The following is a 26,253-nucleotide window of genomic DNA, read 5'->3' as shown; positions in this document are numbered from 1 at the left end:
TAAAGATAAACAAGGGAGAGGAACCTTATGTCTGAACATAAACAAGTGAATGTTGAGAGAAAAGAAGAGCATAAAACGAATAACAGTCTTCTTGGAGCTACTTTTATTAAATATGCAGCATATTTGGTTATATTCTTCGGTATTATCTGGTTTTTAATTACTTATATTTTACCAATGTTTCAATAAGCATTTGAACTAATATTTTTTCCGCACCCTGCGTTGCAGGGTGTGTTTTTGTTTTAAAATAAAGCTGTTCCGTGTTCCGTGACTATAGCGTAAAGAAACAAATCGCACCCCGAACCCAAAGTTCGTGCGGCAAAACCGATTTTGCAGCACGAATTCGCAGCTTCCGAATCTCCCAAATTTGACGCTTATCCCGATAATAGATACTTCCATTTAAGAACCTTTCCTGCAATACAAATGATTGGACTGAAAAAGCTGAACGAGAATGATCTCGTTCAGCTTTTTGTTAATTACCTGATGCATCCCCGGCATCAGATCCACCATCCGCTGGAGGTTCTGCAGGCTGCTCTGGATCTGCAGGCGGCTCTGTCGGTTCTGCCGGCGGTTCTGGTTCTGCTGGGGGCTCTGCTGGTTCTTCAGGTTCGGCTGGTTTTTGCTCTTCTTCTTTTTTCCGTTCTTCTTCTTTCTTTCGTTCTTCTTCTTTTTTGCGTTCTTCTTCTTTTCTGCGTTCTTCTTCTTTTTTAGCTTCTTCCTCTTCTTTTCTTGCCTGGTCTTCTTCTTTTTTAGCTTGCTCTTCTTTGCGTTTTTGCTCTTCAGCCTTTTGCTTTTCAGCATCAGCTTTCGCTTTTTCTTCCTGCTTTAGACGTTCCTGTTCTTCCATTCTTGCCTGTTCTTCTCGTTTAGCCAATTCATCAGCTTCTTGCTTTCTTTTTTCTTCTTGTTTCTTTTTACTCTCTTCATTAGAAGTGTCTGTTTTCTTTTTCTTTGGCTTGCTTTCCGTTTTCTTGAGAGGAGGAAGATTAAAATCCTCCGGTTTCTCATTTTTCAGGGCTGCATCCATAATTACTTTAAATAACGGTGCAGCTGTCGCACTGCTTGACGTATTCAGATAATGGTTTTGATCTGTTTGATCATAGCCAAGCCACATTGCTCCAACTACGTTTGGAGTATATCCGACAAACCATTGATCTTTTACTCCATCAATTCCATCAATACCAAGCTGGGTGGAGCCGGTTTTCCCAGCCAGCTCATGATTTTCAAGCTGTGCTTTTTTCCCTGTTCCTTCTTTCACTACGCCAAGCATCATATGGGTCATTTTTTGCGCGATTTCCTTTGTTGTAACGTTTGTTTCTTTCTTTTTCCATTCTGCTATCGTATTTCCCTGAACATCTACAATTTTCGTAATTGCATGGGCCTCTACGCGGGTTCCTTCATTTGGAAAAGCCGTATAAGCTTCTGCCATATTCAGCGGAGCCACACCTCTATCAAGGCCCCCAAGACCTAAACTCAAGTTACGGTCATTCTCAGTAATTGGCAGGCCAAAGCGTTTAGAAGCGTCAACGCCGGCTTGTACGCCAATTTCATTCAGCGCCCATACAGTCGGCACGTTGTATGACTTAATTAAGGCTTCATACAGGGTAACCTCGCCACGATAGCTCCCATCAAAGTTTTTAGGTGAATATCCGTTAATATCGATTGGTTCATCTTTCAGCTTCGTATCAACGTCCATCCCGTTTTCTAATGCAGGTGTATAAACAGCTATTGGTTTCATCGTCGAACCAGGCTGTCTTTTCAGCTGAGTTGCTCTGTTAAACTGTCTGAATGAATGCTCTCCTCTTCCTCCAACAAGCGCCTGTACTCCTCCTGTTTTAGGATTGACGAGAACTGCTCCGCTTTGAACGAGCTGATCGCTCTGACTTTCAGGGAAATTAGCATCGTCCTTATATACCTCTTCTATAGAGGACTGCATATCCTGACGCAGCTCGGTATGAATCTCAAAGCCTCCCGCTAATATTTCATTTTGCGTCAGACCGTATTTTTTAATGGCTTCTTCAATGACATGATCTACATAGAAAGGATAGCGTCCTTTATATTCATCTAGTTCCTTTCGTTCAAGCACAACTTTTTCATTTTTTGCTTCTTTCATTTGTGCTTCCGTTATGAACTTCTCTTTTTTCATTAAACTTAAAACAACATCCCTGCGGTCTAATGATTTTTCAAGGTTTTTCACAGGAGAATAATTTGTCGGCGCTTTAATAAGTCCTACTAAAATGGCAGATTCATTAACTGTTAGATCAGCTGCTTCTTTTCCAAAATAAACTTTAGCTGCTCTTTTCAGCCCCCATGCTCCCTCTCCAAAATAAATCTTATTCACATAGAGTTCTAAAATTTCTTCTTTTGAATATTCTTCATCTATTTTTTTCGCAATGAAGTACTCATCAAACTTCCGTTTAAATGTTTGATCATGAGTAAGCAGCGTGTTTTTAGCAAGCTGCTGAGTCAGGGTGCTTCCTCCCTCAACTACGCCTCCTGCTGCTGCTACATTCTTAAACATTGCGCGGATAATTCCTAAATAATCTATTCCGCTGTGTTTGTAGAAATTTTGATCTTCTGTCGCTTGAAGAGCTTCGTAGAAATGATCCGGTACATCCTCATAATCTACCCACTCATTTTTCGAGGTTGAAATTTTGCTCGCAATCTCGCCATTTTGATCATAAATAATAGTCGGCGCATTTGCTCTTTCTTCTAATTTGCTGACATCCTGTGATGCAATGACTACATTATGTACCATAAACATAAGGATGATGGCCAGCAGAACGAAAATCAAAAGCTTCGTAAATACACCCTTAATTGAGAATAGTGACTTTATCATTAGTAACCCCCTGAAATTAGAAAATTAGTGCTTCTACTTATTACCCTAATTATCAAAGGTGTACGCCTATTTTGGAAAATATGTGGCTGTCAAATTCAAAAATCTTTATGTAATCGGTTTCTTTAAGGGAATTGATTATTTTTTCTGAAAAAGGGTATCTATTTATAAACACATTATCCCTAGAGAGGATTTGATTAAGATGAATACGTTTAAACATATAGTTGTTGCCTATGATGGACATGATGAAAGTCAGGCAGCTTTAAAAACGGGAATTGATTTGAGCAAACAATTAGAATCAAAGCTGACAGTCGTGCACGTTTTCCAGGAAGAACACGCGATGCACACCAAAGGAGTTCAGCCTGTTATTCCTAGTGCACCAGCTAATGGATATTTGACAGACAATCTTCAAAACTATCCGGTTGCGCCTCCTCCTTCTCAGGAGCTTGATCAAACTCATACTCAGCATGATTATTTTGATAACGCAGATGAAATTGTTTCAAGAATCAGAATGAAAATGGATGAGAATCAGGCGATTGGAGAGATTGAAATCTTATCAGGCTCTCCCTCGGATGCGATCTTGAAATATGCAGAAGAAAAAAATGCCGATTTAATCGTAATGGGCAGCAGAGATTCAGGCGGCCTTAAAAAATTGCTGTTTGGCGGAGTAAGCGATAAAGTGTCCCATAACTCAGCCATTTCAGTACTTATTGCAAAATAACCTTTTAGACGAATGCTCTTGCATTCGTTTTTTTTGTTCTCATTAATCTTTTTCAGGTTTATCCGATAATAAAATAAGAGTCGATATAAACCTAAAGGAGCCTTATAATGGGATTGTTCAAACGCAAAAAAGAGGTAAATAATAGTATTTTTTTAAATAATATCAGTAAAGGGAATACAAAGCTTGATGTATCATACAGTGCTGATTTAGCAAAACAGATTGAGATGATTTCTCTTACGGAGAAGGATTTAGGTATTTTATTTGTATTAAAACCACTAATAGACCAAAACATTTCGGAAATAGTTGAAGACTTTTACCGGGTCATTTCATTAGAAAAAAGTTTGATTCAAATCATTAATCGCTACAGCTCAATTGATAAATTGAAGGAAACGCTGAAAATCCATATTAGTTCAATGTTCAGCGGTATTCTGGACAAGAACAGAGTTGAAAGCATTCAGCGTATTGCCCATATTCACGTCAAAATCGGTCTTGAAGCAAAATGGTACATGTCTGCCCTGCAGACTTTATCAAAATCACTGATAGATTGTGCCGGTTTGAAAGCTGAAAACAGTGAAGATTTAATGCTGATTGTTCAAGCCATCAGCAAAATGATCAGTTTTGAACAGCAGCTTGTTCTTGAAGCATATGACAAAGAATATGGGGAAATCCGTATGAAAGCAGAGAGAGAAAAGGAGGCAATCCGAATCGAACTCAGCGAAACAGCCCAAATGCTTTCCGGCATCACCGAAAACACAAATGCTTCTGTTCAGGAAATCAATGCTCAATCTAAAGAAATCTCCTTATTTGCAAGTGGAAGCTTTGAAGTGGCTTCTTCAGCAGAAACAGAAGCATCTTACGGCAAAAAAGACCTTGAAAAACAGCATGAACTGATGACATTCATCGAGACAAGCACTGAAAATATCTCGATTAAAATGAAAGCCTTAGAGAATACATCTGAAAAGATAAATCAAGTCGTAGCAATTGTTACATCAATAGCAGATCAAACAAATCTTCTTGCATTAAATGCAGCTATAGAATCTGCGCGTGCAGGAGAATACGGTAAAGGGTTTGCAGTCGTAGCAAGTGAAGTGCGAAAGCTTGCAGAGGAAACAAAAAATTCCGTCCAGGGTGTATCAAGTTTAATTTCAGAGATTCACTCTCAAATAGACAGCATTGCCGGCTCTGTAAATGAGGTGGCACGCCTTACTTCAAAAGGTGCAGAGCAAGCAAACAATATGAACGAATTTTTTGATTCTGTCGTTCATCTTATGAATAACAATAAAAATCAAAGTGAAAAAACCAAGAAGGAATTAACCAACTTTACCGCCGTTATCGATGAATTGACAACTTCCATCTCTCAAATCAATGATACTGCCGAAAGCCTCAGACTGCTTTCAAGGAATATATAAACAAAGCCGCTATTTCCATTTCAGTATTGATTGCAAAATAACCTTATATACGAATGCATTCCTGCATTCTTTTTTTTTTGCTCTTTTGTAAACATTGTTGCTTTTAGACTAGATGTTTAAAACCATTAGTGGATTGTAGTGGAAGGAACTTGACTCCTGCGGGAAAATAGAGCGAAATGGAAGACCCCGCAGGCTCGCCGAGGAGGCTTCCACGCTCCCCGCGGAAAGCAAGTTCCTTCAACGGAAAGGAACGGACAACATTTATAATCAAAAACAACAATCTATGCGAAAACAGTCTTTTTTTTGATTTCATTCATCTTTTTCATGTTTATGCACGAACAATTAACCTTTTCAGAAAATACCAATAAATGAGCTGTATGCCTCCCTTCTATTATGGATATAAATAAATTATCTATATTCAGGAGGTACAGCATATGAGTAATTTAAATACTGTTTTATATGATATTCATGAATACTTTATCCTTAATCCAAACCTTCTTCGTGCTTATATTGAAGATGCGCAGCCGTCCGAAAATGTAAGCGGCAATTTTTCTATAACTAATAAAGCGTTAAAGCTTCATTTTAGAGATGTGCATGAAGAAGAGTATCACAGCACGCTTATTCCTGTGTTAAATGGGAATGGCCACAACATCCAATTCCACTATGGCGAGGATCATACATTGTATATATACAAAAAAGAAGAGCAGGCCAGTTAATGCCTGCTCTTCTTTTTATTTGACTGTTATACCTCTTTAGTTAGGAGGTATATGGAAAAGGGACAGTATTTCTTTCAGGCTGACAAGTATTTGTCCCGTTCCGATATCTGCATGAACAGAGGACTAAATGCTTACTTATTTCTCCAGTTGACATAAGTTAATAGATTGATATAATACTTTTATGCACAAAAGCATAAAAGCGTTCAAGTATAAAAGGAAGGAATTACAAGTTATGAACCATTCCAAAACCGTTCCATTTGGAGCTGCAGTCATGATTTTTCTATCGATGATTGCCATCATCTTTATCAGTCTATTTTACTTAAAAACGGAACCGCACCTGCCGCTGATGCTGTGTCTCGTTTTATTAAGCGGAGTTGCTTTTATCTATAAATATTCATGGAAAGAAATTGAAGCCGGGTTAGTAAAAGGAATCCAAAATGGCGTTCAGCCCATCATCATCCTTGCATTAATCGGGATTCTAATCGGTGCGTGGATGTTCAGCGGCACCATTCCTACTGTGATGATAGCTGCATTGAATCTTATCGACCCAGGTTCACTTCTCATTCTTACACTGATTTGCTGTACGATCATTTCTTCTTTAGTGGGAAGCAGTTTCACAACAGTGAGTACAGTTGGAGTGGCTCTTATGGGAGTTGCGATTGCAGCAGGTGTCCCGGTCCAGTGGGCTGCAGGAGCTGTTATTTGCGGTGCATGTTTTGGAGATAAAATGTCTCCGATGTCTGATACGACTAACTTTGCATCAGGAGTAGCATCCGTAAATATTTTCACACACATTAAACACATGTCGAGAACGACCATCCCTGCCTTCTTGATTACAGCATTCCTTTTTTGGTTCTTGGGGACGACATTAACGGTAAACGATGCAACACTTGAAAATATTCAGGAAATTATCTCTGTCATGGAGCAGCATTTACAGATTAGCGGCTGGACGTTAATTTCTCCTCTGATTGTGATTGCCCTTGCCATCACAAGAATTCCCGTAATTCCCGCTCTTGCTGCCGGGATTGCGACAGCAGGCGCTACAGGAATCCTGCTTCAGGACGGCGCTTCTTTTGCACAGTTTTTGAATGTCCTGCAAAATGGCACAGCTTTTGAGATTGAACAGGAAACGGTTCAGAAAATGCTGAACCGCGGTGGACTTCAATCGATGATGTGGTCGATTTCATTAATCATGATTGCTTTTGCTTTAGGAGGATTAATGGATACAATGCAACTGATTCAAACCCTTCTAAAAGGACTGATAATGCGGATCAAAGTCAAAGGACAGTTGATTCTTGCAACGGTTTCTTCTTCTATAGGAGTAAATTTGGTGACAGGCGAGCAATACCTTTCAATTTTAATTCCTGGTCAATCATTCAAAGACGCCTATGAAAAAATGAACATTGATAAGAAATATTTATCAAGATCCTTGGAAGATGGGGGTACACTCATCAATCCATTAATTCCTTGGGGAGTAAGCGGAGCCTTTTTCGCCCAGACACTTGGTGTTGACGTAATAGCGTACCTTCCATTCGCTTTCTTCCTCTACTTGTCTCCTTTATTCAGTGTTTTATTTGGTTTTATTCCAGGCAGAAAGAAGCCTGCGGAGCAATTAGCTGCATAAGGAAAACCGCTTGATTCTTCAAGCGGTTTCTTCTTGTTTTAATACATGTACCTTATCCAATAACCTTTTCTTCGTTGATAATCATTTCTTCAAACAACCGCTGAAGCTTTCTCGTAACAGGTCCGGGCACCCCTTCTCCAACCTTCATGGAATCAATCTCCGTGACTGGTATGACCTCACTCGTCGTAGAAGTAATAAACGCTTCATCAAGCGTTTTGAGGTCGTCTACTTTCAATCTCTCTTCCGCCAGCGTCAATCCGTTTTTTCTGCAAAGATCTGCAACTTTCATGCGAGTCACACCATTTAAAATCAAATGATTCGCAGGGTGTGTATAAATGGTCCCATTCTTTACACCGTAAAAATTAGACGAAGAACCCTCCGTTATATGCTCACCGCGATGAAGCAGAGCCTCGTATGCTGCATTTTCGTAAGCCTCCTGTTTGGCGAGAACATTCCCAAGCAAATTCAGGCTTTTGATATCACATCTCAGCCAGCGGATATCTTCAATAAGATACAGCTTAATGCCTTTTTCCTGCTCTTTTACAGGCTTTGAGCAAGGAATTGGATAGGCTACTATCTTAGGAGTAACGTCTTTTCCCGGAAAAAGATGCTTCCTTCCTGTTACCCCGCGTGTGATTTGCATATAAACAGCACCATCTTGCACCTGATTTTTATGGATGAGTTCATTCAGCATTCCTGTTAATTCTTCTGCTGAATGCTGAAGTACAATCTTAATCTCTTTTGCACTTCTGACAAATCGCTCCATGTGCTCTTTCATCGCAAAAAACGAGCCATTATATACTCTGATTACCTCGTACACGCCATCCCCAAATTGATATCCTCTATCTTCAAAATCAATGGATACTTCGTTTTTCTGCTTAAATTCACCGTTTAAAAGTATGTACATATGAAGGCTCCTTTGGTTAGATTGAAGGCTGTTTTCTGAAATAAATCGATTTTATTACATGTGATTGAATGAAAAACTTCCTCTCTCTATGTTATGATGAAACACGCTGGTCTGTAAAATGGTTTCATCTTTTTATTTGTTTTTTTACAGATTTCAGTTGAAATTTCTTTTCCTGTCCATTATGATGAAATTATCCACAAACACAAGATATTGATAAAAAATCAAAATCGCAATACTACATATTGAAAAACAACAGCAAGCAAAGGTGCCAATTTATTGGCTTAAAAGGGAATCCGGTGCAAATCCGGAACTGTCCCCGCAACTGTAAGTGTGACGAACTGGGAATACCACTGTACGAGATTGAAGTATGGGAAGGACTCAGCGCAGAATGATCACAAGTCAGGAGACCTGCCATTTGATTGCTATAGTTTCGAATTCTTCGGGGACTGAGGAGATGAAACGATGGTTAATAACAGGACTGCTTGTATCCTTTTATTCTATCGTTTGATCCGCTCATGATCCCATGAGCGGATTTTTTTTTAGGTATAAACATCACACAATCAAGAGCTGATTAAAGCCTTTGCGCTTTATTATTTTTTAGGAGGATGTCAAATGGCAACCAAAATGGCAACAATTATTTTTAATGAACTGACACTTGAAAAAGCCCCATTTTCAGAAAAACGGATAAGAGACTTCATAGATGAAATCGGACACGGCTTCAAAGAGCTTGACCTGGATGCTTACAGCACAAGAATTGTACAAAGCATCGAAGGCCGCAGTGAATATACAACATCCCAAATCTCCAATCTCCTTATTCTCGAAGGTCTCTCCAATATTAGTGAGCTTGAACCTCAATGGACTTACTTTTGTGCACGCATTTATCTAAGAAAGCTATATAAGGAAGCTGCGTTCAACCGCAATCAGCCAAATGGATATGATTCGTTTCTGAACTTACTTAAAACACTGACTGATAAGGGCATATACAGTCCGAATTTGCTGAACGCATATTCAGACGAAGAAATACAAAGCCTTTCATCAATCATTCAGCCGGAAAAAGACAAGCTGTTTACATACATTGGACTCCGCACCTTGTCGGACCGCTATTTAGCAAGAGATTTTGATAAAAAAACATTTGAACTGCCGCAGGAACGCTATCTTGTCATCGCCATGACGCTTATGGCCAATGAAAAAACAGAGCATCGCCTTCAGCTTGTCAAAGAAGCTTACTGGGCTCTCAGCAATCTGTATATGACCGTTGCTACACCGACATTATCAAATGCAGGGAAGCCTGTCGGCCAGCTGTCGAGCTGTTTTATAGATACAGTTGATGATAGTCTGCAAGGCATCTTTGACAGCAATACAGATATTGCAAATCTTTCAAAATCTGGCGGAGGCATCGGAGTTTATCTAGGAAAGATCCGCAGCCGAGGCAGTGACATTAAAGGCTTTAAAGGAGTCTCTTCCGGCGTAATCCCGTGGATGAAACAGCTGAACAATACGGCAGTGAGTGTAGATCAGCTCGGTCAAAGAAAAGGAGCCATCGCCGTCTATCTGGATGTATGGCATAAGGATATCTTTTCATTCCTGGATTCTAAACTGAATAATGGCGATGAGCGCTTAAGAACTCACGATTTATTTACAGGTGTCTGCTTGCCTGATCTGTTTATGGAACAGGCGGAAAACCGCGGTGACTGGCATTTATTTGATCCGCATGAAGTCCGTAAAGTTATGGGGTACTCCTTAGAAGATTTTTACGACGAAGGAAAAGGCTTCGGCTCATTTCGCGATAAATATTGGGAGTGCGTCAATCATCCTGATCTGACTAAACAAACCGTACCTGCGATTGACATTATGAAAGGCATCATGAAAGGCCAGCTGGAATCAGGCACCCCCTTCATGTTCTATCGTGATGAAGTGAACCGCAGCAATCCGAATTCTCATAAAGGCATGGTCTATTGCAGCAATCTATGTACAGAGATCACTCAAAATCAGAGCGCTACGACGATGGATGAACAATATACAGAAGACGGCAAAATCATCACCGTTAAAACTCCGGGTGACTTTGTTGTCTGCAATCTGTCATCTATTAATCTGGCAAGAGCTGCCGGTGATGAAGTGCTTGAGCGCCTTATTGCCATTCAGGTCAGAATGCTGGATAACGTGATCGATTTAAATGACATACCTGTGGTGCAGGCTAAACTCACCAATCAGAAATACCGTGCAGTCGGTCTTGGAACATTCGGCTGGCATCACCTGCTTGCTTTAAAACGCCTGAAATGGGAAGACGAAGAAGCCGTACAGTATGCTGACAAATTATATGAAGAGATTGCCTTTTATACGATCCAGGCAAGCATGAAGCTTGCTGCTGAAAAAGGAGCCTACCCAGTGTTTGAAGGATCAAAATGGCATACCGGAGAGTATTTCGAAAGCAGAAATTACACATCAGAACATTTACCATGGGATGAATTAAAACAGCAGGTCATGGAAAAGGGGCTTCGCAACGGCTACTTAATGGCGGTGGCGCCTAATGCTTCCACCTCGATCCTTGCAGGCAGTACAGCAAGCATCGATCCGATTTTCCAAAAAATGTACTCTGAAGAGAAAAAGGATTATAAAATACCCGTTACTGCTCCTGATTTAAATCCTGAAACCACATGGTATTATAAATCGGCTTATTTCATTGATCAAACGTGGAGCATCAGGCAAAATGCCGCAAGACAAAAGCACATTGATCAATCCGTTTCGTTTAACTTTTATGTGCAGAACACAATAAAAGCAAAAGAATTGCTGAACCTGCACCTGTCAGCATGGAAAGCCGGCTTAAAGACCACTTATTATGTGAGGTCTACTTCAAGTGCCATAGAAGATTGTGAATCTTGCGCGAGCTAAAAGGAGAGACAAATCATGACACATTCATTAAAAACAAGGTCCATTATGGATTCGGGAGCACCGAACCGGTCCACGGCCATTATTAACGGCAGCAGCTCCAATGTATTGAACTGGGACGATGTAACGTATCCCTGGGCCTACGCAAAATACAAAAAAATGCTGGCCAACTTTTGGACACCGTTTGAAATTAATATGTCCGGTGATATTAAGCAGTTCCCTCAATTATCAAAAGATGAGCAGGATGCTTTTCTGAAAATCATCGGACTTCTTGCCCTGCTTGACAGCATTCAGACAGACTATGCAGGAAAAGTTGCAGACTATATAACAGATTCAAGCGTTAACGCATTGATGATTATGCTCGCCCAGCAGGAAGTGATTCATAACCATTCCTACTCGTATGTTCTCTCAAGCATTGTTCCAAAGCACGTTCAGGATGAAGTATTTGAATATTGGAGAAGCGAGCCTATTTTAAGAAAACGGAACGAATTTGTCACGAACGGGTATCAGGCCTTTGCTGAGGAACCGAATGTCAGCAATCTGCTCAAATCCATTGTGTATGATGTCATTCTTGAAGGTTTGTTTTTTTACTCAGGATTTGCTTATTTCTACAATCTTGCCCGCAATCAAAAAATGGTCGCTACAAGCACGATGATCAATTACATTAACCGGGACGAACAAATACATGTAGATTTGTTTGTGAAAATCTTCAAAGAAGTGCTGAGCGAGTACCCGGAATATCAGACAGAGGAACTCGCAGCTTTTGTTAAAGAAACTTTTATGGAAGCTGCAGCTCTTGAAATTGAGTGGGGCCGCTTTATCATAGGCAATAAAATCGACGGCATTCATATGAAAGACGTTGAGGATTATATTAAATTTTATGCAAATGTCAGATGCAACCAGCTTGGATTCGACCGCCCCTTCGAAGAAAACCGGACGAATCCTCTGAAGTGGATCAAAGCCTATGAAGAAGTCGATCTTGGAAAGTCTGATTTCTTTGAACAAAAATCGCGCCAGTATACGAAAGTCAACTCCATCGATAACGGATTTGATGACCTATAAAAAAGAAATGGGAGGCTGGGACAAAAGGTTTCAGCCAAAGAATAATCCGAACTATTATGTGAAATTCCAACTTGAATTTCGTTTTAGTTCGGATTTTTTTCTTTGGCTCTTTTCATAAATTTTGTTGCTGCCAGACTAAATGGTAGAAACCTTAAGTGGATTGCAGCGGAAGGAACTTGACTCCTGCGGGAAATAGAGCAAATTGGGAGACCCCACAGGCAACGCCGAGGAGGCTCCCATGCTCCCCGCGGAAAGCAAGTTCCTCTCGCTGCAAGGAACGGACACATTTATCATGAAAAACAACAATCTATGCGAAAATAGCTCTTTCTTTTAATGGTTTTCGCACGATTCAATGTTCGGCTTTCATTCAGGAGATGATCGTTACGTCCCAGCCTCATTTTTTTGCATTTTTTCTGTAGAAAGTGATACAAAAACATCTTTATTTCGTTATTCTATATACAAAGAAAGATTATCCTTCAAAGTTTCATATTGCGACAATTAATGATATCCTTTAATTTATGAAAGTCTGATCAAATTAGAGGAGATTGGGAGATGACAGTAAACGACGACGCTTTATTGTACGAAAGAATCCGCAATAAAGATAAAGATGCCCTTGAAATCATGTACGATCGTTATGAAAAACTGCTTTTTTCATTTGCCTGCCGCATCACTCATGATCAATCTCTTGCTGAAGAAGTACTGCAGGACGTATTTATGAAGCTTTGGCATGGGAACCGTGTGTATGACAGCAGCAAAGGAAAGTTTACTTCCTGGCTTTTAACCATCACAAGAAATCAGGCAATCGATCTGATTCGCAAACATAAAAAAATCGATACCGTTGAAATCATGGAAAAAGACTCTGTATCAAGTTCCGAACAGTCTGTCGAAAATGAAGTAGAGTGGCTTGAGCAGGGTGAAATATTGAGAGAGGCTGTTTCCAAGCTGAAAACGGAACAGCAGCAAATGATTGAGCTCTTTTATTTTAAAGGCTTTACTCAGCAGAAAATTTCAGAAGAATATCACATTCCGCTCGGCACCGTCAAAGGAAGAATACGGCTTGCACTGAAGCATTTAAGGAGCACGCTGGGCAAAGAAGGGAGGGTCATAGATGAATAACCAAATGTGCGATAAACTATTCGATTATTTTAATGAGACGATGACAGCTGAAGAGAAAAGAGAATTTGAAGCTCATTTGGAGTCTTGTTCTGACTGTTCGGCAGAACTTCAAGAATTGACTGCTTTAACAGAAGACCTTCCTTATCTTTCTGAGCCTGTAGAGCCTCCTAAAGAAATGAAACAGCGTATTTTAGGAAGCATCCTGAATGAGGATGCTGCAAATCATTCGCCTGAGCCTGTTCCTGTCAAAGAAAAAGAAGATCACTATACAGAAAATAAAGACAAAATGGTTCCAATCAAAGCAGAAAAAAGGCCCAATAAGTTTCTTCTTCCTTCCGTAGCTGCTTTGCTTTTTGCATCACTTCTCGGAAATGGATATTTCTTAACACAAATGGCTGATGAACCTCCTAAAGATGCAGCATTCAGCAATGAAGATTTGAAAAAACAAGTTGCGCTTGCTCCAGTTGATGAGCAAATGAATAATGTAACGGCAATGGCTTCACTGATGAAAAATGATTCTAAAGAAATGGTTGTCCTTCAGGCTGAACAGCTGAAGCAGCTGAAAGACGGCGAAGTGTACCAAATCTGGCTGATTGAGAATGAAAAGCCAGTCGCAGCCGGTTCATTCGTTCCAGATTCATCCGGACATGGTGCCGTCATGTACGAAATGAACCTGGAAGGCGAGCTGAATTGGGATACGATAGCCATAACGATTGAACCAAAAGCAGGAAACAAAGCTCCTGAAGGTGCTGTGGTTCTTGCTTCACAGCTATAGCCAACTTAAGAAGGTACGGTAAACCGTACCCTCTTTTTTATTTGACCAAACCATTTATCTGAATTTTCTTTCTTTAAATTCAGAAAGAGACTACCCCTTTGGATAGTCTCCCTATTTATTGTCCATGAAAGTTGTTCATATCTCGATTGTCATTATGAATTTGCTGTTATGCTCTCATTAATTCAGCTTTAGGATCTGAGTGATAAACATTTTACTTTCTTCTTCGTTTTGTTCTTAAATGGCTGATCCAGCCAATTAGGACTAAAACCAGAAAACCAACTAGCAGCCAAGCCCACAATGGTATATCACGTACCTCAATTCTTTAGATTCGCTACGCTGTCTATACCTGTATACTGGTTAATCTGCTGTCATGCCTTTATTCACCAGAGACAAAATTATCAAGGATTCACACGGGGTCTTAAAACGGCTGATTGTTACTTCACTTCTTCCTCTTCCGCTTTTTCAATTAAAGTTGCTTCGTACATTTCCTCATCCGTCTGCACTTTAATACTCTCTTCCACACGAATTCTTCCTTTACCCATTTTATCTCCTCCTTTATTGATATCATAATTAAACTGAAAATTTAGTAAATAATGATATATCCCTATTTATTTGACTTTTTTTTGAATAGAGTCAAAGGCAAGGAAAAAATTCATCGTTCTTTTAAGGTGGATTTTCGACTCCCGTATTTGAAAAAGCCAAGCGTGACACGATTTAACAATCATCCGAAAATAAGGGTCTTTTTACTTAGCTGACCTTGTAATTTTTTTTGTTATCCTGCTGAATTTCTAAAAAACATGTCATTTAATGGATACTCTTCTTTTTAAAGCGCCCTCCTCTTACTTCCGTTATATTCGCTACGGCTAAAAAAGCAGAAGGATCCAATTCCTCAACGATTGATTTTAACTTTGCTTCTTCAAGTCTTGTAATGACACAAAATATTACCTTCTTATTATCTCCTGTATATGCTCCTTCACCGTTCAAGTATGTGACTCCGCGGCCAAGGCGATCCAAGATTGCCTGACCAACCTCATCAGGGTTCTCACTTATGATCCACGCTGATTTTGACTCATCAAGGCCCTGAACGACCACGTCAATCGTTTTATAAGCGATAAAATAAGCGATCAGGGAATACATCGCCCGGTCCCAGCCAAATACAAAACCGGCACTGCCTAAAATAAACAGGTTAAAAAACATGATAATCTCCCCGACGGAAAAAGGAGATTGCTTATTAAATAGAATCGCCAGAACTTCTGTCCCGTCAAGTGACCCGCCATACCTGATAACCAGGCCGACTCCAATGCCGAGGATAATTCCGCCAAATACAGATGCTAGCAAGAGATCCTCCGTCAGCACAGGAACAGGGTGAAGCAAAACCGTCGCAGCCGACATAATTCCGACACCGAACAAGGTGGAAAGCGCAAACGTCTTTCCAATCTGGTTGTAGCCAATAAAGAAAAAAGGCACATTCAGAAAAAACAAGTAAATACCCAGCTTCACTTTCGTCAGATGAGAAAGGATAATGGAAATTCCCACAATCCCCCCATCTATCACACGATTAGGAACGAGGAAAATTTCCAGACCTATTGCCATCAAGACTGCACCGAAACAAATCAGCACCATGCGTTTGCCAATTTCAGCCTTTGGCAGCTTTTTGTGCTGTTTGATGACGGACATTTGATGGGGCTCCATTTATCCTCCTCCTTTTAGTCACTCTTTGTCATTTCAGTTATATATTAAAATATAGATGCAGAAGACCGCTTAAATGACTGATTTCAAAAAAAACACCCCTGTTCAGGGTGTTTGTCAGTAACTCTAAGCGGATAATCTGTGATAAAATAAATAGTAAGAAAATTCAGACGGTGATGCGAATGAAAATGATTAATATTTGTGTAAAATGCAGCGGAAAAGGAAAAGTCAGGTCAAAGCTTCCATTTTTCAAAAAAGCATGCTCAGCATGCAACGGGACGGGAAAGCGCGAAACAACCATTAAAAATTCGAAACGCGCTTGACCCCTCCCTCCTTTTTTATTCTATTCCAGTCCTTTGCTCATGGCTTTTTTATTTACAGCAACGACTGCCTGTTTAATTAAGTCGTCAAATCCGCCTTCTTTAAGGACTTTTATTCCCTCAGCAGTAGCTCCTCCTGGTGTTGTCACTTGCTCTCTAAGTTCTTTTGGAGCAAGCTTCTCTTTCAGCATGGAAGATGAGCCGGCGAGCATCTGCGAGACAAGCCTGACGGCTGTTTCATGAGAGACTCCGTAGGATTCAGCCTGCTCGATTAAACTCTCTGAAAATGCATAAAGAAAAGCCGGGGCGCTTCCTGTGATTGCAGTTAATTGATGAACCTGCTCTTCTGTGCACTCCTCAGCCTCGCCAATGGCATCAAGCACTTGCTTCAGCATGATTTTATGATTTTGAAGCACAGCTTTCCCGTATGCGACAAGCGACATCGACTCGCCTATTTCTGATGCTGTATTCGGCATCACCCATGCAGCCGGGGTATTCTCAGGCAGATGCTCTTCTAAGAAAGAAGGCCCGATTCCCGCAGCTATCGTTACAATGAAATGATTATGTATGAACGGTTTCATTTCATGCAATAAATTCAAATGCACTTCAGGCGGCATTGCAAGAACAACCATATCCGCTTTTTCAATATCTTCCTTCCAATTGAAAGAAGGAATGATTTGATACTTCTCCTGCAGATAAATCAGTTTCTCTTTATTCTTATGATTGGATACATAAATGTCTTTTACGTATGAAGATTGAACAAGCCCGGATAAAATGGATTCTGCCATTCGTCCTGCTCCAATAAATAAAATCGTGCTTTTCTTCAAAAAACTACTTCCTCTCTTTATCGGCTATTGTTATTTTATCAAACTTAAGAGTACAAAAACACCGGCGTTGAAACACCGGCTTTTAGCTATACTGCTTTGTTTTTTCAAATGTATCCTGCTTAGCGCCTTCCACATAAATGGTACGGCTTGGGAATGCAAAACCTACACCCTCTTCTTCAAGAATCGCCATAATCTTATAATTAATATCCTGCTTCACACTTAAATGATCAGCATAGGCTGTTGTTTTGGTAAAGAAATTTAAGAAAATATCAAGGCTGCTGTCGCCAAAAGCATTAAAGATCACATTGATTGTGTCATCATGTATACCATCGTGCTCAGACAGCATATGTTCAATTCTCTTCACACACGTTTTCAGCTGAGATTCAGTTGTATCGTATGTCACTCCAATTGTGAATTGAATTTGCCTTTTGCCCATTTTTGTCCAGTTCATAATGGGCTCATTGGCAAGAGTAGAGTTTGGCACGGTTACAAGAGCCTGAGGAAATGTCCGGATTCTCGTGCTTCTGAAAGAGATATCCTCTACAACCCCTTCTACACTTGGCGTCTTAATCCAGTCGCCGAGCGTAAACGGCTTTTCTGTAATGATGATGATTCCGCCAAAAAAGTTGCCGATTGTTTCTTTAGCTGCAAGGGCAAATGCAAGACCTCCAAGTCCGAGCCCTGCCACAAAACCATTTACATCATAATTGAATTCCTGCGCAATGATGCTGAATGTCAGCGCAAGAATAAGAAAACGCATTACCTTTGATAAAAAGGGGCCAAGAATATCATCCATCTCAAGTTCAAAACGCTGATTCACTTTGTCAAACAAGAGAGAGGAAGATGCCGTCAGATTGTAAAGCCCCCATGCTATCGTCATCACGATGGAAGATCGATAAAATTGACTCAGCACATCCCTTTGGTTTTCAAAAAACGGCGAATACAGAATGGCCAAATATAAACCGATCAGGATAAAAAACATGCGCAGCGGTTTTTCATAAGCGACCAGAACATTCCTGAAAATATCAGTCGGTGTTTTGTTGCTGAACTTCAATATCATTTTGAATACGTATTTCGTGAAAAGTTTGCGAAGGACCATAAACAGCACGAAAATCCCGATGCTTACGGCAATTTGAATCAAACTTTCCGTGGTCATATATTTTTCAAACATGAACTTCTCTCCTTACTCTGCATACCTAATGTATTCACAAAATACTATTATACTAAACTCTTCGAAAACCTCATCGTCTTTTGGTCCCTATTATTTTTAAAAAACTGGTAACTTTGAGGCTGCTTTCTGCGTCTTTCTTGTAAAACAAAATGAAGGGCGGCAGAAATATGCATCACAACGTTATTTACCGAAATGAAGCTTACACCCTTTTTCACAAGTATAAAAGCGGATATTGTGAAATTATGAAAACAAAAGGCTATTCGATGGTTATTCTTGTACATGAATCTGAGCTCCATTATAAAGATAGGATGTAAAGTTAGTTTGTCAGTTCAACTTTCTGGATTTTTACAGGAGATTCTGATACCGTTATCATTAAATCAATCCTGGAAGAGGTCTTAAATATGTCACTTAATACATGGTTTGCTAAAGGATTAACTGCACAGGAATATATCGAAAAAATGCATGTCAATAAAGAAGAAATGAACACAATCTATCAGCAGTTTACACTTGATGAAGACGACGTATCTATTCTTGAGAGCATCCGCAATCAATCCCTTCGCGTCATTGTTCTCACAGAGGACTGGTGCGGAGATGCGATGCTGAATAACCCTATTCTATTAAAAATTGCTGAAGAAGCTGGAATGGATGTCCGCTTTTTGCTGCGCGACTCGAACTTGGAGCTCATGGATCAATATTTAACCAATGGTACATCTCGTGCGATTCCCATCTTCATTTTCATCGACCAAGAAGGAAACGAAAAAGCCGTCTGGGGACCCCGCGCTCCTAAAATTCAGCAGCTCGTTGACCGTCTGAGAAAACCCCTTCCGGATAAAGAGCACCCGGATTTTAAAACAAAGCAATCAGAAATGATTCAAACATTAACAGCATCCTATAAAGAAGACGAATCACTTTGGAAAGAAGTTTCATATAGCATTATTACCACGCTTAAAAAGAAGAGACTGCACGTTTAATACAGAAAAAGAAGTCACCTCAGCCGGTGACTTCTTTTTTACGTATACTCACTTCAAGACCCATTTCAACATTCCCTTTAATCGCCCGGCTGATCATGCAGGAGCTCTCCGCCCGCTCAGCAAGCTTTCCTGCAAGCACTTCATCTTTTGCAGATGCTGTGCTTTTTAACACAATGACAGGCCGATGAATGATTTTTTTATAGGTAATGACACCATTTGTAACATCGACGATTCCCTCTGATGTCATGGTAAGGTCTTCTTTTTCCAATCGGCTGCGCTCCATCATTGCTGCAAGTGTAATGATATAGCAGGTTGCAGCAGCGCCAAGGAGCATTTCGTCAGGGTTTGTGCCGATACCCGGACCGTCCATTTCCGGCGGAATCGACACCTGTGTCTTTAAATTCCCGCTTTCGATTTCCCCCACGTCATTTCTAAGGCCTGGCCAATGTGCTTTTAAATGAAAAGAATGTTCAGGCATGGAAATCCCTCCTTTTCCTTAAGTATAAATTCTCACTAGTGCACTGTCTTTTAATCAGCCTGCTGATTAGCTGACAGCAACATTCGCCATTAAAGCAAGATATGCAGAAACTATGAATAAAATCGCAAATGCACATGCTGCATATGCATTTCTTTTTTTCATAAAGCTGATCACCATCATGCCAATAAACAGGGCTGCAAAAACAAAGAGCAGAATACCATTCCATGTTAAAGCAAATCCGATCTCAATTGGCGCCTCGATTTTCAATCCTTTACTAAATTCAAATAAAGGCGAAGCTCCGTCAGAACGAAGTGTTGTGCTGACATCATGAGGAGGAGCCTGTGTACCAAGTACTCCTGTTAAGAAAAAAACAATCATGACGACAATACTCTCAGCTCTTACCCAGGCAAGAGCCTGAAAATGACCGGCTCTTTTGCCTACAAAGCCATTTAAAAAAGCAAATACAAGCAAAGGGACTATACTGATATGTTTTAATAAAATCACTTGCCCGTACGATAAACTCCAGGCAGCAGCATAATCTTTCAGATCAACGACAAAAGTCATAACGATTAACCCGCTTGCCATCAAAACGGTCATACATACGAGAGCAAACGGCGTAAACCAGTTCAGGAAAGCCTGCCAATTCTCCGCTTTTTTTGAAAACCAAGCTGCATGAAGCAAAACGCCCGTCCACAGTGTGACGGAAAGAAAATGAATGCTGTGAGAGGCGATTCCGGGCCAGAAGGATAAGGATGCTGCGTGGCTTGCATATCCTAAAGCTATGATCATGAAAAGCAGCAGCAGCCCCTGAATATATTTTGGACCATCCAAATAAATCACAATCCATAGACAGACGGCTGCAGCTGCTGTCATCAGCCACGATTGGCCTGCCTGAAAATCAGCCAATACCGATTGTATCGTTTGACTGAGTCCGGCTATTTGATAGAAATTCAGGATAATGTTTAAAACAGGAAAAAAAGAAAAAAGAACGATTAACAAAACCGATAACAGCAAAAATACTTTTGGAAGCCGAATATCTGGTTTCTTGTCTGTTTCAACAAACTGCAGGACAACATGCCCAATTAAGAAAGAAAAGAGAACATACGTGATCCCTTCTCCGATCGGTATAAGATAAGCCATGCTGATCAGCCTTTCTTTTTCATGAAGAAAACAATGCCGATCACGGCAATAACACCAATTGCAACAAGAATAATCGTCATGACCGGGCTGTTCTCAGACTGCTCTGACTCCGCGTTTTCAGCCTGTTCATCTGTTTGTGCTGTCTTTTCATTTTCCGCATTTTGATTATCCTCATTCACTGCTGATTCATCTTCAGCTGATGGTTGAGGCTCTTCTTCCTTGTCCTCTTGCTGAACGGTAAAGGCAAGAGTGCCTTCCATCTCATGTCCGTCTTCACCGATGATTTTCCAATCTGCTGTGTAGGATCCATTTTCAAGTTCACTAGACGAAATTCCTTTAAGTGTTTCTCCTTCAGCCTTCACTTCCAGAGGTACGTCAGCGCCGTCTTTAGTTAAGGTCATCGTACTTAGTGACTCAACCGGTGTATCAAAGGTTAACTCAATTTCTTTAACCGGTTCCGTTACGGTCGAACCTTCTTCAGGATTTGATGAGGTCATATGAGTATGTGCAAAAGCTGTATTCGGTAAAATAAGCAGAACGAGCATTCCAAATAGAGAAAGTATTTTTTTCATATGTATCTTCCTTTCTAGAGGTAAATTCTAATTTTTATTCTAACATGATGTGTCAGCTTCCCATTCGCCGAAATTCGACAGTTTTCTAAACACTGCCCCTCTTCTTAAAGGTTTGTTTAAAAAGCTAACGATATACTTTTCTATTTGGATGTTCACTTCTAACAAGAAAAGCGCAAGCGCCCGTTTAGCGCAGGCATGACAGATAAGGATCCGCCAGTGAAGGCGCTTTTTGCCAATACTTTCGGATCCGTTCTGGCCGAGGAGTTGGGAGTTGGGCGCTGGAGCTGGACAAAGAAGCGCATAACATATAAATTCTGATACTATTAAAAAACCCGGGAATGTAGTCACCCGAGTTTTTGTGCCGTTATCTGCAATTGTTTCATATCGTCCAGCAATAGCTGCTTATCTGTGTCTTTCTCTATTTGGCTGCTTTCCTGAAGTGCTTTTTCGAAGTATAGATTGAAGTTTGCCAGATCCTCTGCTGATAAATAGGCCCTTGCAAGCCCCTCATAAGCATAAGCTAAATCAAAATCACCAATTTGATTGGACAGACAGAGTTCAAGATTGCGGTTTGCATGATATAGGGCAGGCTCAGATCTGCCGGCAATCGCATACACCCTTGCTATTTGCCATTCTCCCCGCGAAAGGTTAACCGCTGTGCCAATGCTCCCAATGATATCGTGATGCATGCGCCATATGAATCATCGCATCGGTTTCAACTGGTGTGCAGTCCTGTTTTTCCATTAAGTCCCACACTCCATTGAATAAAGACACCGCACATTTTTTATGAAAATCGTTCATCGCATCACCTGCTGTTTCACTATTCACTTTAAGCCCCCTTATTAACGTGACCTCATTTTTTTCCGGCGATAATACCTGCTAAAGATAATCGAAAGAAAAAGAAGACAGCCAGCCCCAATAAAAAACGGACCAAATCTAGTAAGATACCCGTTTACTGCATCGATGGAAGAGCCGAATTTATTGCCCAGGCAAAAAAAGAGTATGGCCCATAAAAGTGCTGATCCATATGCCAGCAGAGCGAATTTCCAGAACTTCACTTTATTCATGCCGGCAAGGACTGGGCCAAGATGCCGCAGCAGCGGAAAAAAATAAGTCATGCCAAGTGTATAATCGCCATGTCTTGCAAATAACTGCTGAAATTTAATAAATCGGCGCTTTGCTCTTTCTCTTCTCACTAAAAAAGACAGAGCCAGTTCCCCGAAGCTTTTTCCAACAAAAAACCAAAAAGTTAGTGCCGTCATAATGCCTAAATAGGAAGAAAAAAAGGCAGGTACAGGGTGCAAAATCCCATGAGAAGAAGCAAATCCGCCCATCATGACAATCACTTCGTTTGGAAGTGGGATAAAAAAGGTTCCGGCAGACAGCATCACAAACAGAGCCAAATACCCATACTCCTCTATAAAAATCAGAATCTCAGAAATCTCCATTTTCTCACTGCCTTCATCTTTATCTATCTTCTATTATACTAAGATAATAAGAGTTAGAATATAAAGACGCCTCAATCAATTTTACCTTCCTTCTGCAAGATGGAGATCAATGTATTCACGATCTCCTGATCAAAATGGATTCCGCTCCATTTTTTCAGTTCACGCACAGCTTCATCTGCACGAAGAGCATTGCGGTAAACCCGATCCTGTGTCATCGCATCATAGGTGTCGCTTACAGTTACGATTTTAGACTCCAGCAGGATTTCTTCCGATTTCAATCCAAAAGGATAGCCTGAACCATCTAATTTTTCATGATGCTGCAGAATGATCTCACTTACCCCTTTTTGATGTTTTAAGATTTCAGCTCCATCAATGGGATGCTTCTTTATGAGCGAAAATTCCTCATCAGTCAGCTTGTCCGGTTTATTTAAGATCTCAGCCTGTACATTAATTTTTCCGATATCATGAAGCAAAGATGCTACATAAAGATTTTCAAGTCTTCTCTTATCAAGGCCCAGTTCTTTGGCAATCTTTATGGAATATTCCTGAACTCTCATGCTGTGATTATATGTGTAGCGATCCTTTTGTTCTACTTTCTGAACCATGCTTGTAAACTTCTCTATTTCTTCGCTTAAATCATCAAAAGCCGGTTCTGTAATAAACCAAAGCAGTTCTACATCTGTTAATGCTTTAAAAAAGATTGGCTTTTTCAAATCCTGAACATAAAAATAATCTTTCTCTTTCAGCAGTCTGCTTTCGTTATTCTCCTCAAAGAGAACTTCCCCTTTAATGATGTAATAAAATTCAAAGGAGTCTCTCTTATCTCCGGGATATATATAGAACATCCGATCCTTCAATATGCTTTGAAAAAGGATCTCCGTCCCTTCATTCTTCAGCAGCAGACTTAATTCTGCCGACTGCTGTTTTACTGTATTGATGTAACTGCCCTTTTTAAAAATATGCAGCCCTTCCATTTGACAGCCCCCAAAATTAGAAAAGGATTGCGAAATCTTTTTCTCTGTTTATGGTCCAACAACTTTAAGCGGATCCACCCAAATCTTTTTTCCGCCAAGCTCAACTAAAATCCATGTACATTCCACAGTTATTCCATTCTCAGCGGCTTTGCTGATGGTCTCAGCTGAAATTTCATTCGTAACATCCAGCAGATTCTGGATTAATTGATCAAGCTCTCTATTAAACTTGTTTGACAGTTCTTCAAGCTTTTCATTTTCTTTCAGGAGCTTTTCTTCTGCATTCTCCATTTTTTCCATCAATTTTTTATCATCTTTTGCATCCTGAATTTCTATAGCCAAGTTTGTGATCACAATTTGTTCTTGTTCGATTCGTTCTTGAGTCTCTTGCTTGTCTTTTATATACCTGCTCTCAAGTTTTTCTGATTCTTCAACTGCCTTTTTTATTAATGAATCGATTTTCTCATTTGCCTCTGCAACCAACAAATGAACTTCTTCCTCACTTAATTGTTTGTTGCTTTCTGCGAAAGCTGCAGGAACTGCTGAATAAATGGTAAAAAATAAAATAGCCAATACAAGCGAAACAATCTTTCTCATTTTTCTTCCTCCTGAATTTTTACTGATTAATCATAATTTTTTAACTTTTCATTGCTATTATATATCAACGCTGACAATATGTAGTAAAAAAGATCGAATTTTGTAAAAAAAGCATGATTAATATTTTTGGAGGAGAAAGATTAAAGATGATCCAGGCCTTCGCCTCGTATGGGTACCTGGATTTCGCTTTTTTTATTTTCACAAAAAAAAGAATGGGGCTGTCCAGAAAGTCTGTTTTCGCATAATTATTGTTTTCGATTATAAATGTTGCCCGTTCCTTGCAGCGAGAGGAACTTGCTTTCCGCGGGGAGGGTGGGAGCCTCCTCGGCTTGCCTGCGGGGTCTCCCATTTCCCTCTAATTCCCGCAGGAGTCAAGTTCCTTCCGCTGCAATCCACTTAAAGTTTGCAACATGGAGTCTAAATACAAAAAAAGTTTATGAAAAGAGCGTACAGAAAAAAGCAGACAGGAAATAACATTTCTATTTCCTGCCTGCTTCATTTTAGAGACTTATTGGACAATCCCCTTCTCTATCTATTCAAAGTTACTTGCGCTCTCTACTTTTTCACCCTGAAATATAGTCTTGATCTTTTCCCGGTTTTTCTTTGAGACAAGAATATATAAGGTATCCCCTGCAAAGATGTTGGTTTCTCCTCTTGGAGTATGAAGCTTTTCATTTCTTATAACAGCCGTTATTAATGCATCATTCGGCAGCTCAATGTCCTTTAATTCTTTTCCTGATACATTAGCGCCTTCTCCCACCTCAAGCTCAATCATCTCATTATTGGTTTTGCCGATAGAGATTAATTCAAGGGTATGAGGCACTGAATTTTTCTTGCTTTCTGAAAGCTTCAGCTTATTGGCAAGAGGTGTAAGCGTCGCCCCTTGAAGCAGTGCCGAAGTGAGGACAACGAAGAAAACGACGTTAAAGATGAGCTGACTGTTTTCAAGACCTGCCAGCATCGGATAAGTAGCCAGAACAATCGGAACCGCTCCCCTGAGTCCAGCCCATGAAATAAACAGCTTTTCCTTTACGGAAAATTTAGAAACAATCATGCTGATGAATACCCCTATTGGACGCGCCACTATCATTAAAATAACCGACAATAGCAAACCTTCCCAAATGATATCCAGCAGCTGATTTGGAAACACAAGCAAGCCGAGTAAAATAAACATTAATATCTGCATCATCCATGCGAACCCTTCATTAAAACGGATGATAGAATGACGGAAAGTCAGATCTGAATTTCCCACTATCACAGCCATTACATAAACAGCAAGGAGTCCGCTTGCGTGCGCAAACGTCGTTAAGCCATAAGTTAAGATCGCAAAGGCAAGTGATAAAACCGGATAAAGTCCGGACGAGTCTAAATTTATTTTGTTAATGGTCCAAACCGCAAGTTTCCCGAAAAGCAATCCTGCTGCAAGGCCAAATCCCATTTCCCAGAAAAACCTTAATATCAGGCCAATAAAACTCGTATCTGGCTGCCCAATCAGATGAATGATCGTTACTGTCAGAAATACGGCCATTGGATCATTCGTACCAGATTCAGCCTCCAGAGTAGACGTCAATCTCTTTCTGATGTTCTTATTGCCAAGAACAGCAAAAACCGCTGCAGCATCCGTTGACCCAACGATCGCGCCAAATAATAATCCCTCAAGCCAAGTTAAATCCAGAATGAATTTTGCAAATACGCCGATAATAATCGTCGTGATAAAAACTCCGATTGTAGCAAGCATGGATGATGGCACAAGAATTTTTCTGACATCCACCCATTTTGTTTGTAAACCGCCATCAAAAATAATAATGATCAGGGCGATAATACCAAAAAGCTGGGCAAGCTTTGCATTATCAAAATAAATATAATGACTGAGCACCATACCGACAACGATAAAAAATACTAGGGAAGGCAATCCAAGCCGAGAGGAAAACTTTGCGGTCATAACACCTATTGTAAGAAGAACAGCTAAAATTAGAATGATATTATCAACAGAAAACGACAATACTGCATCACCTCATAG

Annotated in this window: 25 protein-coding genes and 1 riboswitch; of the genes, 10 read left to right on the top strand and 15 right to left on the bottom strand. The window is 40.2% G+C overall.

The features are described 5' to 3' along the window. The first annotated feature begins 27 nt into the window (after nt 1–27). On the top strand, nt 28–186 hold the full coding sequence (locus AC3ISE_RS04225) for a hypothetical protein (RefSeq protein ID WP_165970973.1): 159 nt from the start codon (nt 28–30) through the stop codon (nt 184–186). Nucleotides 187–469: 283 nt separating this feature from the next. Here AC3ISE_RS04225 and AC3ISE_RS04220 read toward each other — a convergent pair whose 3' ends face one another. Further along, nucleotides 470–2,836 (bottom strand): transglycosylase domain-containing protein, encoded by a 2,367-nt coding sequence (locus tag AC3ISE_RS04220; RefSeq protein WP_489223163.1) that lies wholly within the window; start codon nt 2,834–2,836, stop codon nt 470–472. Nucleotides 2,837–3,035: 199 nt separating this feature from the next. On the opposite strand from AC3ISE_RS04220, the gene AC3ISE_RS04215 reads away from it, so the two are divergent. From AC3ISE_RS04215 to nhaC, 4 genes are all read left to right on the top strand, one after another. Next, nucleotides 3,036–3,554 (top strand): universal stress protein, encoded by a 519-nt coding sequence (locus AC3ISE_RS04215; RefSeq protein WP_489223162.1) that lies wholly within the window; start codon nt 3,036–3,038, stop codon nt 3,552–3,554. A gap of 107 nt (nt 3,555–3,661) precedes the next feature. Continuing rightward, nucleotides 3,662–4,963, top strand: coding sequence for a protoglobin domain-containing protein (locus tag AC3ISE_RS04210; protein WP_489223161.1), 1,302 nt, complete (start codon nt 3,662–3,664; stop codon nt 4,961–4,963). A 434-nt stretch (nt 4,964–5,397) separates the two neighbouring features. Beyond that, nucleotides 5,398–5,679, top strand: a complete 282-nt coding sequence (locus AC3ISE_RS04205) for a hypothetical protein (RefSeq protein WP_489223160.1) — start codon at nt 5,398–5,400, stop codon at nt 5,677–5,679. Nucleotides 5,680–5,911: 232 nt separating this feature from the next. After that, nucleotides 5,912–7,303, top strand: coding sequence for a Na+/H+ antiporter NhaC (nhaC, locus tag AC3ISE_RS04200; protein WP_489223159.1), 1,392 nt, complete (start codon nt 5,912–5,914; stop codon nt 7,301–7,303). A gap of 52 nt (nt 7,304–7,355) precedes the next feature. Here nhaC and dat read toward each other — a convergent pair whose 3' ends face one another. Continuing rightward, complete coding sequence (dat, locus tag AC3ISE_RS04195) at nt 7,356–8,210, bottom strand: D-amino-acid transaminase (protein WP_489223158.1); 855 nt, start codon at nt 8,208–8,210, stop codon at nt 7,356–7,358. A 247-nt stretch (nt 8,211–8,457) separates the two neighbouring features. After that, nucleotides 8,458–8,640: riboswitch (cobalamin riboswitch) on the top strand. 182 nt (nt 8,641–8,822) lie between these two features. Between dat and AC3ISE_RS04190 the strand changes: the two genes are divergently transcribed. The 4 genes from AC3ISE_RS04190 to AC3ISE_RS04175 all read left to right on the top strand — a co-directional run bounded on the left by AC3ISE_RS04190 (nt 8,823) and on the right by AC3ISE_RS04175 (nt 14,049). Continuing rightward, a complete protein-coding gene (locus AC3ISE_RS04190) occupies nt 8,823–11,099 on the top strand; it encodes a ribonucleoside-diphosphate reductase subunit alpha (RefSeq protein WP_489223157.1) in 2,277 nt (758 codons plus the stop codon). A 15-nt stretch (nt 11,100–11,114) separates the two neighbouring features. Then, nucleotides 11,115–12,158: a ribonucleotide-diphosphate reductase subunit beta gene (locus AC3ISE_RS04185; RefSeq protein WP_489223156.1), complete on the top strand. Its 1,044-nt coding sequence runs from the start codon at nt 11,115–11,117 to the stop codon at nt 12,156–12,158. A 552-nt stretch (nt 12,159–12,710) separates the two neighbouring features. Next, the gene (locus AC3ISE_RS04180) at nt 12,711–13,274 is read left to right on the top strand and encodes an RNA polymerase sigma factor (RefSeq protein WP_489223155.1); all 564 of its coding nucleotides are present in this window, start codon (nt 12,711–12,713) and stop codon (nt 13,272–13,274) included. Beyond that, nucleotides 13,267–14,049 carry an anti-sigma factor gene (locus tag AC3ISE_RS04175; RefSeq protein WP_489223154.1) on the top strand — a complete coding sequence of 261 codons (783 nt, stop codon included), beginning with the start codon at nt 13,267–13,269 and terminating at the stop codon, nt 14,047–14,049. The genes AC3ISE_RS04180 and AC3ISE_RS04175 overlap by 8 nt, the downstream gene beginning before the upstream one ends. Nucleotides 14,050–14,483: 434 nt before the next feature. On the opposite strand, the gene AC3ISE_RS04170 is transcribed toward AC3ISE_RS04175, so the two are convergent. From AC3ISE_RS04170 to AC3ISE_RS04155, 4 genes are all read right to left on the bottom strand, one after another. Next, on the bottom strand, nt 14,484–14,591 hold the full coding sequence (locus AC3ISE_RS04170) for a YhdX family protein (RefSeq protein ID WP_223440064.1): 108 nt from the start codon (nt 14,589–14,591) through the stop codon (nt 14,484–14,486). Nucleotides 14,592–14,853: 262 nt separating this feature from the next. After that, entirely contained in the window at nt 14,854–15,741 is an 888-nt protein-coding gene (locus AC3ISE_RS04165) for a YitT family protein (RefSeq protein WP_165970976.1), read from the bottom strand. A gap of 340 nt (nt 15,742–16,081) precedes the next feature. After that, complete coding sequence (proC, locus tag AC3ISE_RS04160) at nt 16,082–16,885, bottom strand: pyrroline-5-carboxylate reductase (protein ID WP_489223153.1); 804 nt, start codon at nt 16,883–16,885, stop codon at nt 16,082–16,084. A gap of 82 nt (nt 16,886–16,967) precedes the next feature. Continuing rightward, complete coding sequence (locus AC3ISE_RS04155; protein WP_489223152.1) at nt 16,968–18,056, bottom strand: mechanosensitive ion channel family protein; 1,089 nt, start codon at nt 18,054–18,056, stop codon at nt 16,968–16,970. Between the two features lie 401 nt (nt 18,057–18,457). On the opposite strand from AC3ISE_RS04155, the gene AC3ISE_RS04150 reads away from it, so the two are divergent. Then, nucleotides 18,458–19,027, top strand: coding sequence for a thioredoxin family protein (locus AC3ISE_RS04150; RefSeq protein WP_489223151.1), 570 nt, complete (start codon nt 18,458–18,460; stop codon nt 19,025–19,027). Nucleotides 19,028–19,046: 19 nt separating this feature from the next. Here the strand turns inward: AC3ISE_RS04150 and AC3ISE_RS04145 are convergent, their stop codons facing one another. The 9 genes from AC3ISE_RS04145 to AC3ISE_RS04105 form a co-directional block, all read right to left on the bottom strand. After that, nucleotides 19,047–19,505 carry an OsmC family protein gene (locus tag AC3ISE_RS04145; protein WP_489223150.1) on the bottom strand — a complete coding sequence of 153 codons (459 nt, stop codon included), beginning with the start codon at nt 19,503–19,505 and terminating at the stop codon, nt 19,047–19,049. Between the two features lie 66 nt (nt 19,506–19,571). Beyond that, nucleotides 19,572–20,645, bottom strand: coding sequence for a copper resistance D family protein (locus AC3ISE_RS04140; RefSeq protein ID WP_489223149.1), 1,074 nt, complete (start codon nt 20,643–20,645; stop codon nt 19,572–19,574). Between the two features lie 5 nt (nt 20,646–20,650). Beyond that, entirely contained in the window at nt 20,651–21,217 is a 567-nt protein-coding gene (locus tag AC3ISE_RS04135) for a copper resistance CopC family protein (protein WP_489223148.1), read from the bottom strand. 344 nt (nt 21,218–21,561) lie between these two features. Then, the gene (locus tag AC3ISE_RS04130; protein ID WP_489223147.1) at nt 21,562–21,906 is read right to left on the bottom strand and encodes a hypothetical protein; all 345 of its coding nucleotides are present in this window, start codon (nt 21,904–21,906) and stop codon (nt 21,562–21,564) included. After that, nucleotides 21,866–22,045: a hypothetical protein gene (locus AC3ISE_RS04125; protein WP_489223146.1), complete on the bottom strand. Its 180-nt coding sequence runs from the start codon at nt 22,043–22,045 to the stop codon at nt 21,866–21,868. Before AC3ISE_RS04125 ends, AC3ISE_RS04130 begins: the two co-directional genes overlap by 41 nt. A 14-nt stretch (nt 22,046–22,059) precedes the next feature. Then, nucleotides 22,060–22,665, bottom strand: a complete 606-nt coding sequence (locus AC3ISE_RS04120) for a DedA family protein (RefSeq protein ID WP_489223145.1) — start codon at nt 22,663–22,665, stop codon at nt 22,060–22,062. A gap of 71 nt (nt 22,666–22,736) precedes the next feature. Next, nucleotides 22,737–23,639 (bottom strand): HD-GYP domain-containing protein, encoded by a 903-nt coding sequence (locus AC3ISE_RS04115; RefSeq protein ID WP_489223144.1) that lies wholly within the window; start codon nt 23,637–23,639, stop codon nt 22,737–22,739. Between the two features lie 48 nt (nt 23,640–23,687). Further along, nucleotides 23,688–24,233, bottom strand: coding sequence for a hypothetical protein (locus AC3ISE_RS04110; RefSeq protein ID WP_489223143.1), 546 nt, complete (start codon nt 24,231–24,233; stop codon nt 23,688–23,690). Between the two features lie 532 nt (nt 24,234–24,765). Continuing rightward, nucleotides 24,766–26,235, bottom strand: a complete 1,470-nt coding sequence (locus tag AC3ISE_RS04105; protein WP_489223142.1) for a potassium/proton antiporter — start codon at nt 26,233–26,235, stop codon at nt 24,766–24,768. Nucleotides 26,236–26,253 lie beyond the last annotated feature (18 nt).

The organism is Metabacillus sp. KH_069 (genome assembly GCF_057838075.1).
Note: the sequence above shows the minus strand (reverse complement) of the source record. Positions and strands in the feature narration are given on the sequence as shown.